We start from the raw sequence: 18,857 nt of genomic DNA, 5'->3' as shown, positions 1-18,857 counted from the left end.
AATCATATACCCAATCGATCTTCAATTGAGAGCCTAACGATGATCATGATTTCAGATCCCAAAAATAACAAGCCAAGGCAAGCACAAACAGGGGCGTTTTTAGAACTTGCGTTTCGTCCATTTTTCCTCCTCGCCTCCCTGTTCAGTATCCTCAGTTTACTGCTATGGAACGGATTCTTCACTGGCGACGTGACATTACATGTTTATGGCGGTCCCTTATGGTGGCATATGCATGAAATGCTATTCGGTTTTGTGGCTGCAATTATTATTGGTTTTTTATTAACGGCGGTTCAAACCTGGACCAAAATACGCAGTTTAAATAGCACTGGATTGCTACTTTTAGTTGCGGTTTGGATGATTGCCAGGGGGTTATTTTTGCTGCCAAATAGTGTACCACATTGGCTGATTGCACTGCTTGATATTGCTTTTTTGCCGTTAGCCACAGCTGCACTGGCTTACCCAATTATAAAAGCTAGATTGTGGCGTAATTTGATATTTATCCCCATATTATTGCTGATGAGCATTGCCAATATCAGCATGCATAGCAAAGTCGTCACACCACTTGAGCCATTCATCGATAATTCCAGCACGCTGATGGTGTTATTAGTCACCTTAGTGATGAGCATTATGGGCGGACGCGTATTCCCTATGTTCACTGCAAACGGCACCCAAACAGCGCGCGTGGAGCCAATTGCTTACTTAGAAAAAGTGGTTATTGGCAGCACCTTGTTAGCCTTAATCAGCAGCCTACCATTTATCAAACTCCCTTCGACATTGAGCGCTGCAATATTTTTTATCGCCAGCGCTGCACATGCAGTGCGGGTATTTCGCTGGAAAATATGGGTAACCATCAAAACGCCATTAGTTTGGAGTTTACACATCAGTTACTGGTGCATTGCGCTCGGCTTATTCATCTACGGTTTATCAGAAGTGTCTACCATGGTAAATCATTCCCAAGCGATCCACACCTTAACCGTTGGCGCGATGGCCACCATGATCCTATCCATGATTTCGCGTGTTTCTTTAGGCCATACGGGTAGAAAAATTGAGGTTGGAAGAATCATGACGTTCGGATTGATCGCAATCATTCTATGCTTTGTGATTCGCGTCTTTTTGGGGTACTTTTTAAGTGATTATCGGTATGTCATTTCCATCGCGGTTGGCTTTTGGGTGATTGGCTATGGTTGTTTCGTCACACTTTACTTCCCTATTTTAAGCAAACCTCGGCAGGCGTAAGTCTCGACGAAAACAGCGGCCATAAGGATTGAATTAAGCGACTATTATGATCACAACTTCAGGCTCATGATAAACGTAAATATCCCCAGTGCTGTATTAATAGCCATCCCAAAATTTCACAATGAGAGTCGGCGGAGATTTATCACAGGCGATGTCAGAGGATCACCATACCAGTCTGTAAGTAACGGTTCGCAGGGATATGTTACCAACAAAATTGCTCTCAAATCGACCTGTTGAGTACAGGGCTCACAAGCGCGCATTCATCGCTATTCCAAATACAAATTATTTGCTGATGGATGCGATTTAAATCTTCAAATTAAAAATTTCAAAACTATATTTCAAGCACAAGCCAGATAAATAAATCACCCTTCAACAAAATATCAGTTACAAAGCAATGTAATTCAATAAATTATAGATGAAAAATCTAAAGACATCAGAATTTGGAAACAACCATATATTCACTCGCTGATTCCCATTGAACAAGCGGCTATGTTATTCAAAAATTGGCGCTATAATGCTGCCATTAAGCAGTATAAGGTTTGGTAAAAGTGAGAAATCCAAAAGCAGCAACTTGGATAAGTTTATATTTTTCAGGTTTATTTTTCGTATGGGGGATCTTTTTACCATTCTGGGCCTTATGGTTAGAAGGTGAAGGCTTAAACCCTAGTGAAATTGGGCTGTTGATTGGATTTAGCATGGTCGCCCGCTTTGTTGGCAACGTGGTACTGATGCCACGCATAAAATCGGCTAATCACCTACTACCAGGGATCCGTTGGATCAGCTTTGCCAGCATTTTAGTGGTCACTTGCCTGTTTTATTTAAAGGGCTATATTTGGCTCACAATACTCACCTTGGCCGCTAACTTTTTCATTGCTACCTTAATCCCGCTTGGAGATGCAGCCGCAACCAAATGGGTCAATCAGCTCAAGCTTGACTATGGTCGGGTTCGCGTATTCGGTTCCATTGCTTTTGTTATCTCGTCCACCATCATCGGCAACGCACTTGGTTATTTTTCTCATTCCTTAATTTTATATGCCACCGCAGGCTCACTGTTGGTGCTGTGGGGGATCTCACTATTATCTCCTGCCGAAAAACTGTTAGAACCAGCAACCAGTAGCAACCCCCATGCAGGGCGTTTATGGCCCGTATTGAAACAAAAACATGCCTTACGATTTATCGCTGTGACCACCTTGATTCAAAGCTCCCATGCCGCCTACTATGCCTATGGAACGCTATATTGGAAAAGCATTGATTATTCAGAATCAACCATCGGTTACCTCTGGTCGATTGGTGTCATTTTTGAAATGAGCATTCTCATCTTTGGTAGCCGCTGGTTTCGCCGTTGGGATGCAAGAAGCATGTTGTTATTTGCTGCAATAGGCGGCGTTATCCGTTGGGGCTTATTGGGCAGCGCAGAATTATTACCGATGATGATGTTATCGCAAACGATGCATGCATTAACCTTTGCCTTAACTCAACTAGCAGCAATTAAATACATCGGGAGTGAAGCCCCCAAAGAACAAGCGATCCCCTTACAGGCACTATATTCGGCGATAGCCTTAAATATGGGGACCGCGTTGCTAATTTTCTTATGCAGCGCCTTATACGCTCCCTTAGGAAGTGGCATATTCTTGATTATGGCGAGTTTAACTGCACTGGCAATCCCCATCCTGTTGGTCAAAGTCAAAGCCAGCCCATCTGCACACTAAGCTTGCAAAATGTGGCGCTTATCCGCCACAACATGAACAAAATTTAATCCATCTCTGCACCAACTTTTGCTAGATTGAATCACAGTCACATGGTTTAGCCAATGGGCGTGGCAACTTGAAAAAGCCGCATATGCCCCGATATATTGAATAAGTTGAGTGTGTTTTGCGAGATCCCTTGACTAAAAAACAATCTCTCGTACTTTGGTTAACAGAAGCACTTGGGATGTAAACGGCTTAGTCGATTAAGCTTCACAGCTGTTGTTCAAGTAAACGCTTTAGACATAAACCTGACAAATAAGCTAAGCCGAATATTCGCCCATGAACGGTTGCCACTAAATTTATGAATCATTCTCGATTATCGAACATCAAAACCAAAGCCGACGACTTAGCCAAGCTCAGTATGGATAAACACTTACGACTTGCCGTCACGGGCCTCAGTGGTGCCGGTAAAACAGCATTTATTACGTCTTTGGTAAACCAATTATTATTAGGGGCAGAAAATCATCAACTGCCACTATGGAAACTGGCTCGTGAACATGGTTTTTTAGGGGCAAAACGCAGCCCTCAGCCACATCTCCACTTAGCAAGTTTCGACTATCAAGGTGGCTTAGCTGCGCTGCAAAGCCAACCCCCGAGCTGGCCCAAACCAACTCATGGCGTGAGTGAAATTCGTCTAAAATTACGCTATAAACCGCAATCCGTCATTTGGCGAAAATTGAGTCACACCGCCAATCTAACACTAGACATTGTCGACTATCCCGGCGAGTGGCTACTTGATTTACCACTGCTCAATATGAACTATCAGCAGTGGTGCGAACATATAAATACAGGCTTACAAGACTCACGTAAGGCTAAGCTCGCCGAGCACTGGCAACAACAGGCGGCCCACTTAGATGTAAACGCCACAGCTAACGAAACACAAGTCGCAGATATCGCTGCGGCCTATACCCAATATTTACATGACTGCAAAAGCCAATTGGGGATGCACCACATTCAACCCGGCCGTTTCGTATTGCCCGCCGAGCTCGCGGGCGCGCCAGTCTTAGCTTTTTTCCCCATTCAGCCTGATTTAGCGAGTACAAAGGTGCAAGTTAAAAACAGCAACTTGGCTTTACTAACGGAACGCTTTGAGTACTACAAAGAACATGTGGTGAAACGGTTTTACCAACAGCATTTTATTAAGTTTGATCGGCAAATTGTATTGGTGGATTGTCTCAGCCCACTTAACAACGGTCACGATAGCTTCTGCGACATGCAGTTAGCCATTAATCAAATACTGCACAGTTTTAATTACGGGCAATCAAGCCTGTTACGCCGCCTATTTTCACCGAAGATCGACAAACTGTTGTTTGCTGCCAGCAAGGCAGACCATGTCACACCAGAGCAACATACTCGTTTAGTGAGCTTGCTTAGCGAAGTAGTTGCCGACGGGAAACGCCATGTTAAATTTGAGGGGATCGACACCGAAACGATGGCCTTAGCCTCAATTAAAGCGACTCAGGCTGGTACTGCCAAGCTCAATGGTGTCAACATTGCGGCAATTAAAGGGATCTTACAAAGCGATCAAGCGACTCAAAAGACTACCATGCTATTTCCCGGTGAAGTCCCCAACCGTTTACCGAAACAACAGTTTTGGCAAAACCAAGGATTTGAGTTTAGTCCCTTTCAACCTCCGGCCTGTTCACCTTACACGGCACTGCCACATATTCGACTCGACCAAGCCATTGAATTTCTATTAGGAGACAAGTTTCGATGAATCCGTCAATCAAACCCCGACAGGTGCTCGATGCCGAGTCCCAGGCCAAAATACTAGACCCTTTAGCCAAGCAAGACAGTAATGAGCAACTGGCAGCAAAACAAGTTATCGACGACCAACAACAATGGCAGGAAGCCCCAGATCTGGAGCCCATAAAATTGGAACTACAGAGTAAAAAGAGCAATGGTTGGCTAAAATATGGGGTGGGTGCCGCCTTGGCAATGGGCATCGGCGAACTAACATTAAGTTTATTCGAACTGTGGCAAAGCTCTCCGATCCGAGCAGGGATCTATTCAGCAATCAGCGGCACCATTGTGCTTGCACTGCTATCAATGTTCATCAAAGAACTGGCAAATTTAAGACGACTTAAAAAATACCAAAAACAACACCAACAAGGGGAACTGCTACTGCAGGGGCAAGGCCGTGGCAACGCCCAGTTTTACTGTGAAAAACTGGCAAAACTACAGGGCTTAAACGACAGCCAAGAGTACCTCACTTGGCAAAACTGGCTAAATGAAAACCACAGTGATGCCGAGGTTGTCAGCCTATACAGTGAAACGGTATTAAAACCACTCGATGACCGCGCTAAACAAGCGATTAGCCAATGGTCTGGTGAAGCCGCGGTATTGGTGGCCATTAGCCCACTGGCAATAGTCGACATGTTGATTATTTTTTGGCGAAACATCAAAATGATTGAAGCTGTCGCAAAAATTTACGGTGTAGAACTTGGCTATTTTAGCCGCATCAAACTCATCAAATCGGTATTTGTAAACATGATTTACGCGGCAACCAGTGAAGTCATCACCGACCTCGGTAGCGACCTATTGGGTGCAGAACTCACCGCCAAGTTATCCAGCAAAGCCGCTCAAGGCATTGGCGCCGGGCTACTCACGGCTCGTCTGGGTTTTAAAACCATGGAACAATGTCGGCCGGTGCCATGGACGCTAAACAATAAACCTAAAACCAAACAACTCAAAAACCTACTGCTAAGAAAATTACGCAACAAACTGTCAATCTAAACCCCTAGATAAGCAATTGTTTTACCGTCGATTCGGGTTCAAGATAAAAACATACTTATTGCTACAAGCACGCTGAAACTGCTGATACAAATCAAATTCCCCAGCATTTGATCTGCTACAATATTCGCCAGAAATCAAAGATAAACAGCTATAAATTACAGATAGTTAAGCAAGTTAAACCGAGATTACTCTTGCCTTAAGAAGACGAACTATGATACTCATTGCTTCATGTTTAGACATGACTAATATAGTTTTCGGCTTGTTGGTTGTGTTATCAGCTCGCCACAAAACGGCGTGAGAGAGCCAAGGATAACACGCTGCGAATCATGCATTAAATCAGTCTAAGCGTCTCAATAATTTTATTGAGAGATTAGGATATTAATCAATCAAGTGATCACTTGTAAGTAGTTGACATACTCTGCAGCAGTTTGACTTAAAGGTCACTCTATCTTCAAAAAGGAATTGTGCTGGCCAAGGAGTAACAGGGAGAAACAATGGAATATTCTTGGTTATTAATCGCCTCGTTCTTAGTCTTTATCATGCAAGCTGGTTTTTTATGTTTAGAGACAGGAAAAATCCGCAGTAAAAACAGCATTAACGTCGCCGCCAAAAACATTGCTGATTTCATCATCGCCTCCCTAATTTACTGGATCTTCGGCTTTGCACTGATGTTTGGCGACACTAGCTATGGCCTACTCGGCAGTAGTGAGTTTTTCTTTGGCGACACCCAAAGCCCCTACCAAATCAGTTTCTTTCTTTTTCAAACCATGTTCTGTGGTACCGCCGCAACGCTACTCTCCGGTGCGGTGGCCGAACGAATGTCTTTTATTGGCTACTTATCTATTTCGGTAGTACTCAGCGCGGTGATCTATCCCATCGCCGGACATTGGGCTTGGTCTTCGGCCTATATAGCCGGAAACCAAGGTTGGCTAGAACAAATTGGATTTGTCGACTTTGCAGGCTCCACTGTGGTGCATTCAGTAGGCGGCTACGTTGCACTTGCTGCCATTATTATCATTGGCCCACGCCTCGGCCGCTTCGATTCTAATCAAACAATGCCTGTTGGAAATAACCTGCCGATGTCGGTTCTGGGCACCTTACTACTGTGGCTTGGCTGGTTTGGTTTCAATGGCGGTAGCACTTTGATAATGAACGAACATGTCCCCAAAATCATTCTAAATACCTGTTTAGCTGCCGTAGGCGGCGGCTTAGTCAGTTCGCTATGCCATTATCGCGCTCAACGCTTCTTCGATGTAGGCTTTATTATGAATGGCGTAATTGCTGGCTTAGTATCGATTACAGCCGGTTGTCATGTGATGTCTAGCAAGTCGGCGATGTTGATCGGGATTGTTGCTGGCTTGATTTTATATTTCGGCACAATTTGGCTAGAAAAACTGAAAATCGACGATGCGCTAGGGGTTGTTCCCGCGCATTTATTTGCCGGTATTTGGGGAACCTTAGCAGTCGCGCTATTCGGGGACTTACAACTGATAGGCACTGAACTCAGCCGCTCACAGCAACTGTTAGCGCAACTCGTTGGCGTGATCAGCATTGGAGTCTACAGCTTAGGACTTAGTTTTATACTACTGCTGTTAGTCAATCGTTTTCTACCACTACGAGTTTCGGCTAAAGATGAATTGCAAGGCATGAACGTCTCCGAACACCGCGCCTCTACCGAGCTAATCGACCTACTCAATTCTATGGAACGACAGCAGCAGCAAGGTATGTTTTCCACGCCAGTCCCCGTTGAACCTTTTACCGAGGTGGGGCAAATTGCCAATCAATACAATCGAGTGATTGAGCGAGTCAGCGCCGAAATCAACAAGCGTGATGACGCCATTAACAGTTTTAAAGCCAGTGAAAAACGCAAGAGCGCTATCCTCGACTCCTCTATGGACAGTATCGTGACGGTTGATCTAAGTGGCAAAATCATCGAGTTTAATCCCGCAGCCGAAAGGACCTTTGGCTTTTTAAAACCACAAGTCGTGCATAAAAACTTCATCAATTTATTCGTGCTACCAAAGAATCAAGACGAAGTAAGAAAAAGCTTAGCCCATCGCTTCTCAAGCTCACAGGGCTTGCTACGCCATCGTCGAAATTCGCTTACTTTAACCCGCAACTCAGATCATGAGTTTCCAGCAGAAATATCCATCACTGGAGCCAACTTTAATAGCAATACCGAGAATGAATTTACGCTACATATTCGCGATGTCACTCGGCAACTCAAGTTGCAAGACAAGCTACGTCAACTGGCCTATAGCGATCCTCTCACCGGCTTATATAATCGGACCTATTTAATGGAGTCACTGGTTCAAGCCGCTCAGCGCCACGAGCACCAGCCAAGCCAAGTGGTACTATTTTTCATGGATCTGGACCGCTTTAAAAAAATTAACGATACCCTCGGCCACAAAGCTGGCGATCAATTACTCTGTGAAGTTGCAAAACGTCTGATTGATGTCACCCGCACCTCTGATGTCATTGCCCGCTGGGGGGGAGATGAATTTGTGGTCTTATTCACCGATTCCGTCACCATGGAATTGGCACACACTAAAGCCAACGCCATTCTTAGCTTAATGCGTCAACCAGTGAAGTTAGATGGACGGGTGATTAACATTGCCACCAGCATTGGTATCGCACAGGCCAATTTAACAACCACCAGCGCAGAACAACTCATCCAACATGCCGACATCGCCATGTACTACGCCAAACAACGAGGCCGCGACAACTACCAAGTCTTTGAGGCCGAGATGGCGAGTAAAACCGCCCGTAATTTCGATTATGAACAAGAGATGAAAAAAGGTCTGAAGGCTGGAGAACAATTTCGCATCGTTTATCAACCAAAGGTCACCGCTGATAAGCAAATCGTGGGCTTAGAGGCACTAATGCGCTGGTCTCATCCGCAAGAAGGTCAAATCTCACCTAGCGAATTTATCCCATTGGCTGAGGATTCAGAGCTCGTGATCACCCTCGGTGAATTTGCCATCGCCAAGGTATGCCAGCAACTACAAGCTTGGCGCACAGCTGGCTTCGCAACGGTGCCGGTATCGGTGAATATATCAGGTAGACATTTGGTCTCTGGCCGCTTAGAAGCGTATGCCAGCCATGCCCTTCAACAACATGGCCTCGATGGTTCTGCCTTAGAATTTGAAATCACCGAGGGGGTACTTCTCACCGATATAGAACGTTGTATCGAAGTAATGTCGGCTTTGAAAAAACTGAACATTCAAATTTCTGTCGACGATTTTGGCACTGGTTATTCTTCGCTCAACTACCTGAAACGACTGCCCATTGATGTACTCAAAATTGATCGTTCCTTTGTCGACGAATGCGCCAGCACCGTTGAAGATGGACAAATCTGCTCGACCATTATCAACTTAGCCAACAACCTAGACTTAAGTACCGTGGCAGAAGGCGTGGAAACCGAATCACAACTGACGTTCTTACACAGTCATGGCTGCGATGTGTACCAAGGCTTTTATTTTTATCACCCGATGCCTGGCGAGGAACTCGACAACTTACTAGAAAAGAATGGCGCAAGCAACAATTCCTCAAGCAAAAAACCAGCTCACTTGGTCTAGCTCAGCAAAAAAGAACGCTAAACATCCTTCAGCTTTAGGCCAAGCAGTTGTAATCATCCAGGTTCTTTGGTTTTTCGAAACAAGCATCACTTGGGCTCGGTGACTCAACACCTAGCGCGCAGCAAATTAATTATTGTTGGCTTTGGCTGATAAGACAAAAACAACGCTTGCACACTCAAGCTATGTCACAAGGCGTGAACCCTCTGCCTGTACTCTCTCGTAGGCCAAGCATAGCCACCAAGGTCGATTTAGCTCATCGCTAATACTTGATTCACCAGTTTGGCAATCCCAAGCTCGGCTTCGACAAGATTTTGAGCCAACATATAGGCCGGTGTACTCACCAACTTGCGCGAGTGATCAACCACTATATCAGCCACCGCACATTCAATATGCTCGCCACCAAGCGCGCTAATAACTGCAATTGTATCGGTGTCATTGCCGATGGTAAATTGAGCCCCCGGACCATAGACCAATGGGATCATCACTGGAGCAATACACATATAAGCAGCAGGTTTATTGGCTTCGGCAAAGGCTTTACAAGCCTTAAGCACATCTCCTTGTACACTTGCCTCAACACCATTTACAGCAAAGTCAGATAAATTTTTTGCCGCCCCAAAACCACCGGGGATAATAAGTGCGTCAAAGTCTTCGGCCACTAACTCAGTAACCGCCTTCACATCACCGCGAGCCACTCTCGCCGATTCAAGCAATACATTGCGAGTTTGCTGTTGCTCTTCACCCGTGAGGTGATTAATAGTATGTCGTTGCATCACATCCGGTGCGAAGCACTGATAACGGGCTCCCGCCTTGGTAATGTGTAACAACGTTAGTATCGATTCACCCAACTCTGCGCCATCAAAAACACCACAGCCCGAGAGTATCACCGCCACTTTTTTCATAATATAAGTCCTTGTATTACATGCAATTTCATCCTGAGCATATACCTTATCTCTATCACTGCTCGCGGCAATGCAAAAGCTCGTCACGTGATTTCTCAGCGCGATGCTAAATGAATATCCATCATATGCTGCTTGGTCATTTGCCCGTCGCCAGTCAAACAGACATATCGTATGAGTACTTCGACGCAGTGCTCCTTAAACCAGCCCGCTTTAATGTAAGCTAGCTAACCTCGCCGCAAATCCCATGAAAAATAGCCCTAACACGCTATTCCCCATTTTAGCTAAGCCTTGATTGTTGCGAAAATACTGAGTCAAGCGACAGCCTAATACAATCAACAAACTCAAATAAGTTAAACTACACAACTCCAAAATGCTTGCTAATATGGAATAGGAAATCCAAGTGCTATGGTAGCTATAGTCAATAAACTGGATAAAAAACGACACATAAAACAGTAACGCTTTGGGGTTGGTTAAACTCAAGCTGAGCGATTTCCGAAAAACTTTTTCTGTTTTGGGTTTAGCTGAAGAGAGCCGTTCTTTAGGCGCGAACCAATTACTGTAGATCAACGTTACGCCAAGATACAGCAAGTATGCAGCCCCTAAATAACGGATCGCAGTAAACAAAACCGGAGAGGTTTGCACCAAAGAAGCAACCCCAAGATAGGAGAGTAGGATTAGAATTGCATCGCCCAGTAAGACTCCTGCAGCGGCTCTATATCCACAGGCAATCCCGTAACTCGCTCCGGTTTTTAACACGTACAAAGAATTTGGACCTGGAGCCAAAATAATAAACACCAGCCCTGCAACATAAGTCCATATATTAATCACACCGTAACTTTCAAACATACCAGCTCCTTGCTATCACAGAATAATTTGATACGACAAGATTCTCATCTCGTCTAAGGTTTAAAATAAATCCAAGGACGTCTCACGAGGGAAACGAGCCAAACATGCTTTCTAATTCACGGATGATCCTGCGAGTCGCTCTCATTTGGCTGCTTTGCCGAGAAGTAAGCATCCATACCTCACGCTGCAAGGGCTCAGACAAAGGAAGCTGCAATAAATTGCTGCCAACTAGACAACAGCTGGGTAATAAAGCAATACCATAACCATGTTCGGCCGCGATACGCTGGCTGGTAAGCGAATTAGTCTGCAATCTGATCGCCGCGACACCAAAGCGTCTCAACAAATATTCCGCCTCAGGTAAATGGCTTAAACTTGGGCCATAACTAATAACATTCACCGGTTCGGCTTGTTTCAGTTTATCCAACCATTGAGCGTTACCGCATAAACAATAATTCAGCATTCCAATCTTCTTACAGAGATAATCACCACTCTCAGGAAGGCTTAAACGCAGCGCAATGTCAGCCTCTTTTTTGGGAATGCTCACATTACGATTGGATAACTCAATTTCCAGTTTTAAATCTGGAAATTGACCCTGTAACTGGCTTAAGTGAGGCAGAACAAGGTATTCGGCTAGAGCGGGCACCATCGATAAAACAATGCTCTTTTGCTGCTGGGCTGCCACACCAAAGTGCGGCGCTAGGCTGTCGATGTCGTCACGGATCTGGCAGCTTTTTTGATAAAGTAATTGGCCTTCTACGGTTGCAATAAATCCCTCTTGACGACGCTCAAACAGACGCTGCTGCAAGGCATCTTCAAGGCGTTCAATACGCCGCGACACCGTCGCATAATTCACCTGCAAACGCTTCGCAGCCGCCGTCGCGGTGCCACATTCAACCAAAGCCGTGAAGAATCGTAAATCGTCCCAGTTCATTCCATTCATATTTATTCTACCGCCACGACTTGAGTATGCGGTACTCGAGTTCATCAACTTGGAAAGCCTACAAAATTAAGGGCTGCAAGTATGCTTACGCCATATCCTTTTGAGGTTCAAGCCAAGTGTACAAAGCAATCGAGCGCAATTGCAAGCCCACCGCCCACTAGAAATGCTTTAAAGCCTATCTTGCTTGCGCAACCTGACTCCCCTCCACTTAACATTCGATAAATACGCTCATGCTAGACCCTGCTTCAAGTCAACGATTAATTTTGCATAGGCCTTGAGCAGAATTGCTCGCTTACCTCTCAACCTACTTCGCTTAAGCTAAAGCCCTACTCACCCATCACTAAAGAGATTCGCATGCCAAAACCGACCACTCTACTCTCCATCGCAGGTGCGACACCCACGCCATTTGATCGTTCACAAAGCGCGTTGCTGCTCATCGATTTTCAACAGGAATATATCACCGGTAAGTTAGCGCTAGGCAGTGCTGGACAAGCGGCGATTTCTCAAGCGACCAAGTTACTCAATTATGCGCGGCAACAGGCAATGCCGATCTTTCATGTACTGCATCACGCCACCGTCAATGCAGCTGTCTTTAACCCCCTAAGTGAACAAGCGGCGGTGATCCACTCGCTGCGTCCGCTCGCGGGCGAAACCGTGATCATCAAAAGTCTACCCAATAGTTTTTATCACACAGAACTACAAGCACAGCTAAAGCAAAGCGGACGTAACCAACTGATTATCGCGGGCTTGATGAGCCATATGTGCGTCACGGCTACAACCATTGCCGCGCTAGAACTCGGCTACAGTAACTTTATTTGTGCCGATGCCTGTGCCACCCGAGCCTTGAGTGCTGCAGATGGACAAAGCTTACCCGCAAACACGGTCCACCAAGTGGCGATGGCAGCCCTAGGCGACCGTTATGCCAAAATACAAAGCTTACAGCTGCTGATGCAGGCTGCGGAATAAAGTCATCACTTGGTCGAGCTCTGCCTACGCGAGGACTTAAAACCCTGAGTTCAAGTCCTCGCACGGGCGGCTATTTAACTAAATATCATTTGAATATAAACATTTGACTACAGCCACCGCTCCCTCATCTAGAGGCAATACAAACTAAGACATCATCCACCATTTTGTGTAGAATTGCCCCCTCCTAGACAGTATTAGCCCTTAGCTATGCAAGCTGTCTGTCGATTACACTCACTAAAGGTCTGCCGAAATATGATTAAACTTATCGCCCTAGATATGGATGGCACGCTTCTCAATGACGAGAAAAAAATCACCCCACGTACTTATCAGGCGATTCAAGCTGCCAAACAAGCAGGCGCTAAAGTTGTTTTAGCCTCTGGACGTCCTCTAGCAGGGATCCAGCCCTACTTAGAGCAACTTGGCTTAACCAGCAACGAAGACTTTGTGATTTCATACAACGGTTCTTTAGTTCAGAGAGTAGGCAATGGTGAGGTTCTGCACACCACATCATTAACAGGGAGTGATGCAAAAGCGCTCACCGCGATTGCTCAAAAACTCGGTGTATTTATGCATGCTTTCTCTACTCGCCAAGGATTAATCACCCCACAGCACAACCCATGGACCAATCTTGAATCGTCAATTAATGGTATCGAAGTGAACCAGGTCGACTTTGCAGACTTAATCGATGACGAAGCCTTAACCAAGATCATGTTTGTGGCAGAGCAAACGGTTCTAGACCAAGCCATTGCAAATTTGCCTTCCGAATTACGTCAGCAATACACTGTGGTTCGTAGCGCCCCACATTTTCTTGAGTTTTTACACCGAGACAGTAACAAAGGGGTCGGGGTGGCTCATCTCGCAACACTACTCGATCTAGATGCGAAGCAAGTCATGTGCGCCGGAGACGCTGATAACGATCGTCACATGCTGCAATTTGCCGGATTAGCCGTTGCCATGGGCAATGCCGATGACGATATCAAAGCCATTGCCGACTACATCGCGCCCAGCAATTTAAACGATGGTGTTGCGGTGGCCATCGAGCAACATGTACTCACCGCGCAGAGTCTAAGCGCCTAAGACCGCGATTAGCTGTATTCAAAATGAGCTGGGCAGGTAGCCACTAGTGCATACCTGCCCAAGGTTTGTTAGAGCGTTGAAAGCTTGTATCATGATTCACTATCTTTACGAGGTTTTCACCAATAAAGAAAAACACCAAAGCGGCTCGCCAACCATGAGATGCAATATGATTGCAATGCCTTGTGGCCACGATTCATCCACCTTCATAGTACTTAGCAATCAATTTAGGGGCTATCTTGCTGAGACACCTATAATGCAGAGTGAAGGTATTCAGCAACGAAGAGCTGAAAAACAGCCTAGTTGTAATACGGGAATAGCCTCATCAGGCAGTTATTCGCGCGATTCAAAGTACTCCTTAAGCATGAACATAATAATTAAAGAATTTGTTTCAATTTTTAATGCGTTTTAATCTCAAACCTGACGCAATAGCGCAGCATTTGGGCTCGATATTTATAAGAAATGCCGCCCGCCGAAATATCCACAGATGAAGAGAATGCCCTTGCCATTCAAGACTCCTTAGCGTTTAATTCTCAAACTGAGAGCAAGCGGTGAACGTCCTAAAAAGGACTTTCCGCTCATTTCTTCATGCCATACCGGACGTACAATAGTTTATCAATCGATCCCTTTTTGCTGCGCTGCGTTTTGCCACTTGACTGCAAAACAGCACTGCGCAAAAAAAACAGATGACGGGTAAGATCTTATACGGAGACACAAATAGTTATGAATGTTGAAGCTTTTTTGGTTAACGCCTTTACGGCCAATGGACGCGGAGGAAATCCTGCCGGCGTAGTATTGCACGCCGATAAACTGTCGAATCAAGAAAAGCTAGAAATAGCGCAAGCCGTTGGCTATTCAGAAACGGCCTTTGTTTCTCAAGATGACGAAGTCGACTTTGAATTGTCTTTTTTCACTATAACGGGTGAAGTTGATTTCTGTGGACACGCAACTTTAGCTGCATTCTCAATCATGCATCAAAAAGGAGTCATCACTGAGGGGCAATATGTTCAGAGGACAAAAGCAGGCTTACTCACGGTGACAATAGAATCGAATGGTCATATAGTGATGGAGCAGAAGCTACCTGAATATCGCGAGGAATTTGCTTATCAGGAGGTCTCAGAGTTGATTGGAATTGACGTAAACATTCTAGAAACAACTCAACTACCCATCGAGGTCGTTTCAACCGGCTTACACGATCTTATCGTTCCTGTGCCATTGGGATATCTAGATAGAATTCAGGTCAATCAACATTTACTCAGTGAGTTCTGTAAAAAATATGATCTCGTTGGTCTGCATGCTTTTGAACTGTGCGAAAAAGCAAGCAAACTAACGGCGAGTTGTCGTAATTTTGCGCCTTTATTTGGGATACCAGAAGAATCCGCCACGGGCAGTGCTAGTGGTGCATTAGCCTGTTACTTAACCAAACATCTTCGCGATGAACATAGCGATCACTTTACTTTTGAACAAGGTAGAGTCATGAACTGTGTTTCAATCATTACGGCTTCAATCGAGCGCCAGCAATTAGATATCTCTAAAGTGATGGTGGGTGGTTTTGCGCAACAGATTGGACAACAGCAAATCTCCGTATAATCGAGTAACCGAAGGTATTTAGCCTCCGCCTCCACAATACTCTGTTGCAACTCAGTAGCGTCAATAGGGGCCAGCAAAGCAATAGGCCCAGGCTTAGTATTTTCGGTTTGATTTCATTTTGGGCTTGCGGTGCAAGGGCTTAGTTTGAGAGGCCGCGGCCTCCCCCAGCAAAGCGATGTCACACATTAGAATGAGGATATTGGTTGCTGAACGAAAGCGGGGATTCAGCTTGATGACCGCTCTGGCATTGGCCTTCAGCTCGCGGCAAACACCGCGCAATCATTGACATCTCGGCATCCATTGATGGGATCGGTTTTAGATTTCCGCCATTCCCGCCACACTTTGTTTACAAAGCATGTCCCCCTACTCTTTACAAGACGGGTATCGCCACCTTCGCAACGCATTGATGTTTTTTTAGTCACTCAATTGCCATAAATACGTCACCCAAGTGACATGTCTAGATAAGCTAACTGTCACATTCGTTGATTAACTTATGCTCAAACCAACTACGAGATTGTGTCATGAGCAAACAAGTCATCGCCGTAAAACAGCTCCATAAGCACTTTGCGACGAATCATGCTTTGCAGAATATTAACCTGAGTGTTGAGCAAGGTGAAATGGTCGCCCTGCTTGGTCCCTCTGGCTCAGGGAAATCGACATTACTACGTCACCTCAATGGCTTAATCACCAGCGATAAAAATAGTCAGGGTTACATCGAAGTTCTAGGCACCCCAGTGCAACGGAATGGTAAATTTTGTAAAACCGTACGGCAAAGCCGTAGCCAAACTGGTTACATCTTTCAGCAGTTTAATCTGGTCTCTCGCCTAAGTGTATTACACAACGTATTAATTGGAGCGCTTAGTGCGACCCCACTTTGGCGCAGCCTCAGCGGGCGTTTTACCTCGTCACAAAAGCAACAGGCTTTAGTCGCGCTAAAACGTGTCGGTCTGGAGCAGTTTGCCCAACAACGCGTTTCGACGCTTTCTGGTGGTCAGCAACAGCGAGTGGCAATTGCCCGCGCCTTGATGCAGCAAGCCAAGATTATTTTAGCCGATGAGCCCATCGCCTCATTAGACCCAGAATCATCACGAATCGTGATGGAAATCCTCACCGATATTAACCAACAGGAAGGCATCGCGGTGGTGGTGACCTTACACCAGGTTGACTACGCCAAACGCTATTGCCCGAGAGTTGTCGCCTTAAAACGTGGCGAAATTTTTTACGACGGCCCAAGCCAAAATTTAACAGAAGCCAGCTTGGCAGCCTTGTATGGCTCAAGCTTGGATCCCAGCAATACCGAAGCACAAGATCTCGCAGTACCACAACCATGGCCACAGATGGCCTAATCCATAAATGAAGGAGATAGATGGCATGTTACAGTTTATTAAGCAGACCGCCTTTGCAAGCGCAATGCTCGCAGCAACGTTCGGTTCCCCCCTCGTGTCAGCGGCTGACAAAGCGCAGGACACTATCAATTTTGGGATCATTTCTACCGAATCTCAGCAAAATTTAAAAACTACATGGACCCCGTTTCTAGAGGCCATGGAGCAACAAACTGGCTATAAAATAAAGGCATTTTTTGCGCCTGATTACGCTGGTATCATTCAAGGTATGCGGTTTGATAAAGTCGACGTAGCCTGGTACGGCAATAAATCAGCCATGGAAGCGGTAGACCGTGCCGGTGGTGAAATTTTTGCGCAAACCGTCGACGTGACCGGCAACCCTGGTTACTGGAGTGTCTTAGTCACTCATAAAGACAGCCCCTTGAATAACTTAGAAGATGTGATTGCTCATCGTAGTGAACTCACCTTCGGCAACGGCGATCCCAATTCCACCTCTGGCTTCTTAGTCCCCTCCTACTACGTCTTTGCCGAACACAACATTTCGGTCGCAGATTTTAAACGCAGCATGAATTCGGGCCACGAAGCCAACGCTTTAGCTGCCGCCGCAAAACAAGTTGACGTTGCCACCGGAAATACCGAAAACATGGACCGCTTGAAGGTCACCGCTCCCGACAAGTTTGCCCAATTAAAAGTGATTTGGAAATCACCACTGATCCCATCAGACCCCATCGTTTGGCGAAAAAACCTTCCCGAAAGCGTTAAAGATAAAGTTTACAGCTTCTTCATGAACTACGGCAAATCGGGTGATGCTAAACAACTCGCGGTACTCAGATCATTACAGTGGGCTCCTTTCAAAGCCTCTAGCGACTTGCAACTATTACCCATCCGCCAATTGGTGTTGTTCAAAAACCGCCTCAAGCTTGAGCATGACAGCAAATTGTCAAAAGCTGAAAAAGCCGCCGAACTATCGGTGATCGACGCCCAACTCGCCGATTTAAGTCGCCAGCAAAACGCGATTACCGCAATGGCGCAATAGGCTCTTGTAAGCTGAGCTTCGGCTCAGCTTCTCTTTCAGCAACTTATCTAGACATCTTGAGAAAGCTTATGAAACTCGATGCGATGCTCACCGATCAATCCGCGCGCCCGTCTTGGCTTACCTTGTCAATTTGGGCCCTACTGCTGGCAGGCCTCAGCTGGAGCTGGCAAGGTGCTGAAATTGCACCAATGAAGCTATATAACGACGCGGGCAATATGGCCGAGCTAGCCAGTGACTTCTTTCCGCCCGATTTTAGTGACCTCAGCTACTACCTCGAAGAAATGCTGATTACCCTACATATCGCCATTTGGGGCACCCTGTTCTCAATCATTTTAGCAGTGCCCTTCGGTTTAATGTGCGCCGAAAACATGGTCCCAACATCGGTTTGTCTAGCCATGCGTCGGCTAATGGATGCCGCCCGAGCGATTAACGAAATGGTTTTTGCCATGTTGTTTGTGGTGACTGTGGGCTTGGGCCCCTTTGCTGGCGTAATGGCATTATTCATTCACACCACCGGCGTGTTAGCCAAGCTGTTCTCGGAAGCCGTTGAAGCGATTGATCCAGGCCAAGTAGAAGGGGTGCGCGCCACTGGTGCCAATAAACTCGAAGAAATTGTTTATGGCGTGATCCCACAAGTGCTCCCACTATGGATCTCCTTCTCCTTGTATCGCTTCGAGTCTAATGTGCGATCGGCCACAGTCGTGGGCATGGTGGGTGCGGGCGGCATCGGTGTGATCTTATGGGAGAGCATTCGTGGCTTTATGTTTCCTCAAACCTGCGCGGTAATGCTGATCATCGTGGTCACAGTAAGCCTGTTGGATTTTGTTTCCCAACGGATCCGTAAACTGTTTATTTAGTCGAGTCT

General features: G+C 45.9%; 14 protein-coding genes. 11 read left to right on the top strand and 3 right to left on the bottom strand.

Features of this window, described 5'->3' with window-relative positions:
• Window positions 1–39 precede the first annotated feature (39 nt).
• The 5 genes from ACRRSY_RS06890 to amt all read left to right on the top strand — a co-directional run bounded on the left by ACRRSY_RS06890 (window position 40) and on the right by amt (window position 9,298).
• Window positions 40–1,236 carry an NnrS family protein gene (locus ACRRSY_RS06890; RefSeq protein WP_432464659.1) on the top strand — a complete coding sequence of 399 codons (1,197 nt, stop codon included), beginning with the start codon at window positions 40–42 and terminating at the stop codon, window positions 1,234–1,236.
• Window positions 1,237–1,784: 548 nt separating this feature from the next.
• The gene (locus ACRRSY_RS06885) at window positions 1,785–2,945 is read left to right on the top strand and encodes a 3-phenylpropionate MFS transporter (protein ID WP_432453925.1); all 1,161 of its coding nucleotides are present in this window, start codon (window positions 1,785–1,787) and stop codon (window positions 2,943–2,945) included.
• Window positions 2,946–3,285: 340 nt separating this feature from the next.
• Entirely contained in the window at window positions 3,286–4,701 is a 1,416-nt protein-coding gene (locus ACRRSY_RS06880) for a YcjX family protein (protein WP_432453926.1), read from the top strand.
• Window positions 4,698–5,720: a YcjF family protein gene (locus ACRRSY_RS06875; RefSeq protein ID WP_432453927.1), complete on the top strand. Its 1,023-nt coding sequence runs from the start codon at window positions 4,698–4,700 to the stop codon at window positions 5,718–5,720. Before ACRRSY_RS06880 ends, ACRRSY_RS06875 begins: the two co-directional genes overlap by 4 nt.
• 494 nt (window positions 5,721–6,214) lie before the next feature.
• Window positions 6,215–9,298: an ammonium transporter gene (gene amt, locus ACRRSY_RS06870; RefSeq protein ID WP_432464658.1), complete on the top strand. Its 3,084-nt coding sequence runs from the start codon at window positions 6,215–6,217 to the stop codon at window positions 9,296–9,298.
• 248 nt (window positions 9,299–9,546) lie between these two features.
• On the opposite strand, the gene elbB is transcribed toward amt, so the two are convergent.
• The 3 genes from elbB to ACRRSY_RS06855 all read right to left on the bottom strand — a co-directional run bounded on the left by elbB (window position 9,547) and on the right by ACRRSY_RS06855 (window position 11,983).
• The gene (elbB, locus tag ACRRSY_RS06865) at window positions 9,547–10,197 is read right to left on the bottom strand and encodes an isoprenoid biosynthesis glyoxalase ElbB (protein ID WP_432464657.1); all 651 of its coding nucleotides are present in this window, start codon (window positions 10,195–10,197) and stop codon (window positions 9,547–9,549) included.
• Between the two features lie 210 nt (window positions 10,198–10,407).
• Window positions 10,408–11,043, bottom strand: coding sequence for a leucine efflux protein LeuE (gene leuE, locus ACRRSY_RS06860; protein WP_432453930.1), 636 nt, complete (start codon window positions 11,041–11,043; stop codon window positions 10,408–10,410).
• An 82-nt stretch (window positions 11,044–11,125) separates the two neighbouring features.
• Window positions 11,126–11,983, bottom strand: a complete 858-nt coding sequence (locus ACRRSY_RS06855) for a LysR family transcriptional regulator (RefSeq protein ID WP_432453931.1) — start codon at window positions 11,981–11,983, stop codon at window positions 11,126–11,128.
• 354 nt (window positions 11,984–12,337) lie between these two features.
• Here ACRRSY_RS06855 and ACRRSY_RS06850 point away from each other — a divergent pair, with 354 nt between their 5' ends.
• From ACRRSY_RS06850 to phnE, 6 genes are all read left to right on the top strand, one after another.
• Window positions 12,338–12,949 (top strand): cysteine hydrolase family protein, encoded by a 612-nt coding sequence (locus ACRRSY_RS06850; RefSeq protein WP_432464655.1) that lies wholly within the window; start codon window positions 12,338–12,340, stop codon window positions 12,947–12,949.
• Window positions 12,950–13,201: 252 nt separating this feature from the next.
• Window positions 13,202–14,026 carry a sugar-phosphatase gene (gene yidA, locus ACRRSY_RS06845; RefSeq protein WP_432453933.1) on the top strand — a complete coding sequence of 275 codons (825 nt, stop codon included), beginning with the start codon at window positions 13,202–13,204 and terminating at the stop codon, window positions 14,024–14,026.
• 720 nt (window positions 14,027–14,746) lie between these two features.
• Entirely contained in the window at window positions 14,747–15,613 is an 867-nt protein-coding gene (locus ACRRSY_RS06840; RefSeq protein WP_432458972.1) for a PhzF family phenazine biosynthesis protein, read from the top strand.
• 521 nt (window positions 15,614–16,134) lie between these two features.
• Window positions 16,135–16,959 carry a phosphonate ABC transporter ATP-binding protein gene (gene phnC, locus ACRRSY_RS06835; RefSeq protein WP_432453935.1) on the top strand — a complete coding sequence of 275 codons (825 nt, stop codon included), beginning with the start codon at window positions 16,135–16,137 and terminating at the stop codon, window positions 16,957–16,959.
• Between the two features lie 25 nt (window positions 16,960–16,984).
• A complete protein-coding gene (gene phnD, locus ACRRSY_RS06830) occupies window positions 16,985–17,992 on the top strand; it encodes a phosphonate ABC transporter substrate-binding protein (RefSeq protein ID WP_432453936.1) in 1,008 nt (335 codons plus the stop codon).
• A gap of 68 nt (window positions 17,993–18,060) precedes the next feature.
• Complete coding sequence (phnE, locus tag ACRRSY_RS06825) at window positions 18,061–18,849, top strand: phosphonate ABC transporter, permease protein PhnE (protein ID WP_432464653.1); 789 nt, start codon at window positions 18,061–18,063, stop codon at window positions 18,847–18,849.
• Window positions 18,850–18,857: the final 8 nt, after the last annotated feature.

The organism is Agarivorans sp. QJM3NY_33 (assembly GCF_050870865.2).
GTDB lineage: Bacteria > Pseudomonadota > Gammaproteobacteria > Enterobacterales > Celerinatantimonadaceae > Agarivorans.
The sequence above is the reverse complement of the archived record's forward strand: the minus strand, read 5'-3'. Positions and strand labels throughout refer to the sequence as shown.

Excerpts from the sequence above, each read along its gene's own strand:
- ACRRSY_RS06890 (WP_432464659.1), top strand. The coding sequence starts at position 40 with ATGATCATGATTTCAGATCCCAAAAATAACAAGCCAAGGCAAGCACAA.
- ACRRSY_RS06880 (WP_432453926.1), top strand. The coding sequence starts at position 3,286 with ATGAATCATTCTCGATTATCGAACATCAAAACCAAAGCCGACGACTTA.
- ACRRSY_RS06875 (WP_432453927.1), top strand. The coding sequence starts at position 4,698 with ATGAATCCGTCAATCAAACCCCGACAGGTGCTCGATGCCGAGTCCCAG.
- amt (WP_432464658.1), top strand. The coding sequence starts at position 6,215 with ATGGAATATTCTTGGTTATTAATCGCCTCGTTCTTAGTCTTTATCATG.
- elbB (WP_432464657.1), bottom strand. The coding sequence starts at position 10,197 with ATGAAAAAAGTGGCGGTGATACTCTCGGGCTGTGGTGTTTTTGATGGC.
- leuE (WP_432453930.1), bottom strand. The coding sequence starts at position 11,043 with ATGTTTGAAAGTTACGGTGTGATTAATATATGGACTTATGTTGCAGGG.
- ACRRSY_RS06855 (WP_432453931.1), bottom strand. The coding sequence starts at position 11,983 with ATGAATGGAATGAACTGGGACGATTTACGATTCTTCACGGCTTTGGTT.
- ACRRSY_RS06850 (WP_432464655.1), top strand. The coding sequence starts at position 12,338 with ATGCCAAAACCGACCACTCTACTCTCCATCGCAGGTGCGACACCCACG.
- yidA (WP_432453933.1), top strand. The coding sequence starts at position 13,202 with ATGATTAAACTTATCGCCCTAGATATGGATGGCACGCTTCTCAATGAC.
- ACRRSY_RS06840 (WP_432458972.1), top strand. The coding sequence starts at position 14,747 with ATGAATGTTGAAGCTTTTTTGGTTAACGCCTTTACGGCCAATGGACGC.
- phnC (WP_432453935.1), top strand. The coding sequence starts at position 16,135 with ATGAGCAAACAAGTCATCGCCGTAAAACAGCTCCATAAGCACTTTGCG.
- phnD (WP_432453936.1), top strand. The coding sequence starts at position 16,985 with ATGTTACAGTTTATTAAGCAGACCGCCTTTGCAAGCGCAATGCTCGCA.
- phnE (WP_432464653.1), top strand. The coding sequence starts at position 18,061 with ATGAAACTCGATGCGATGCTCACCGATCAATCCGCGCGCCCGTCTTGG.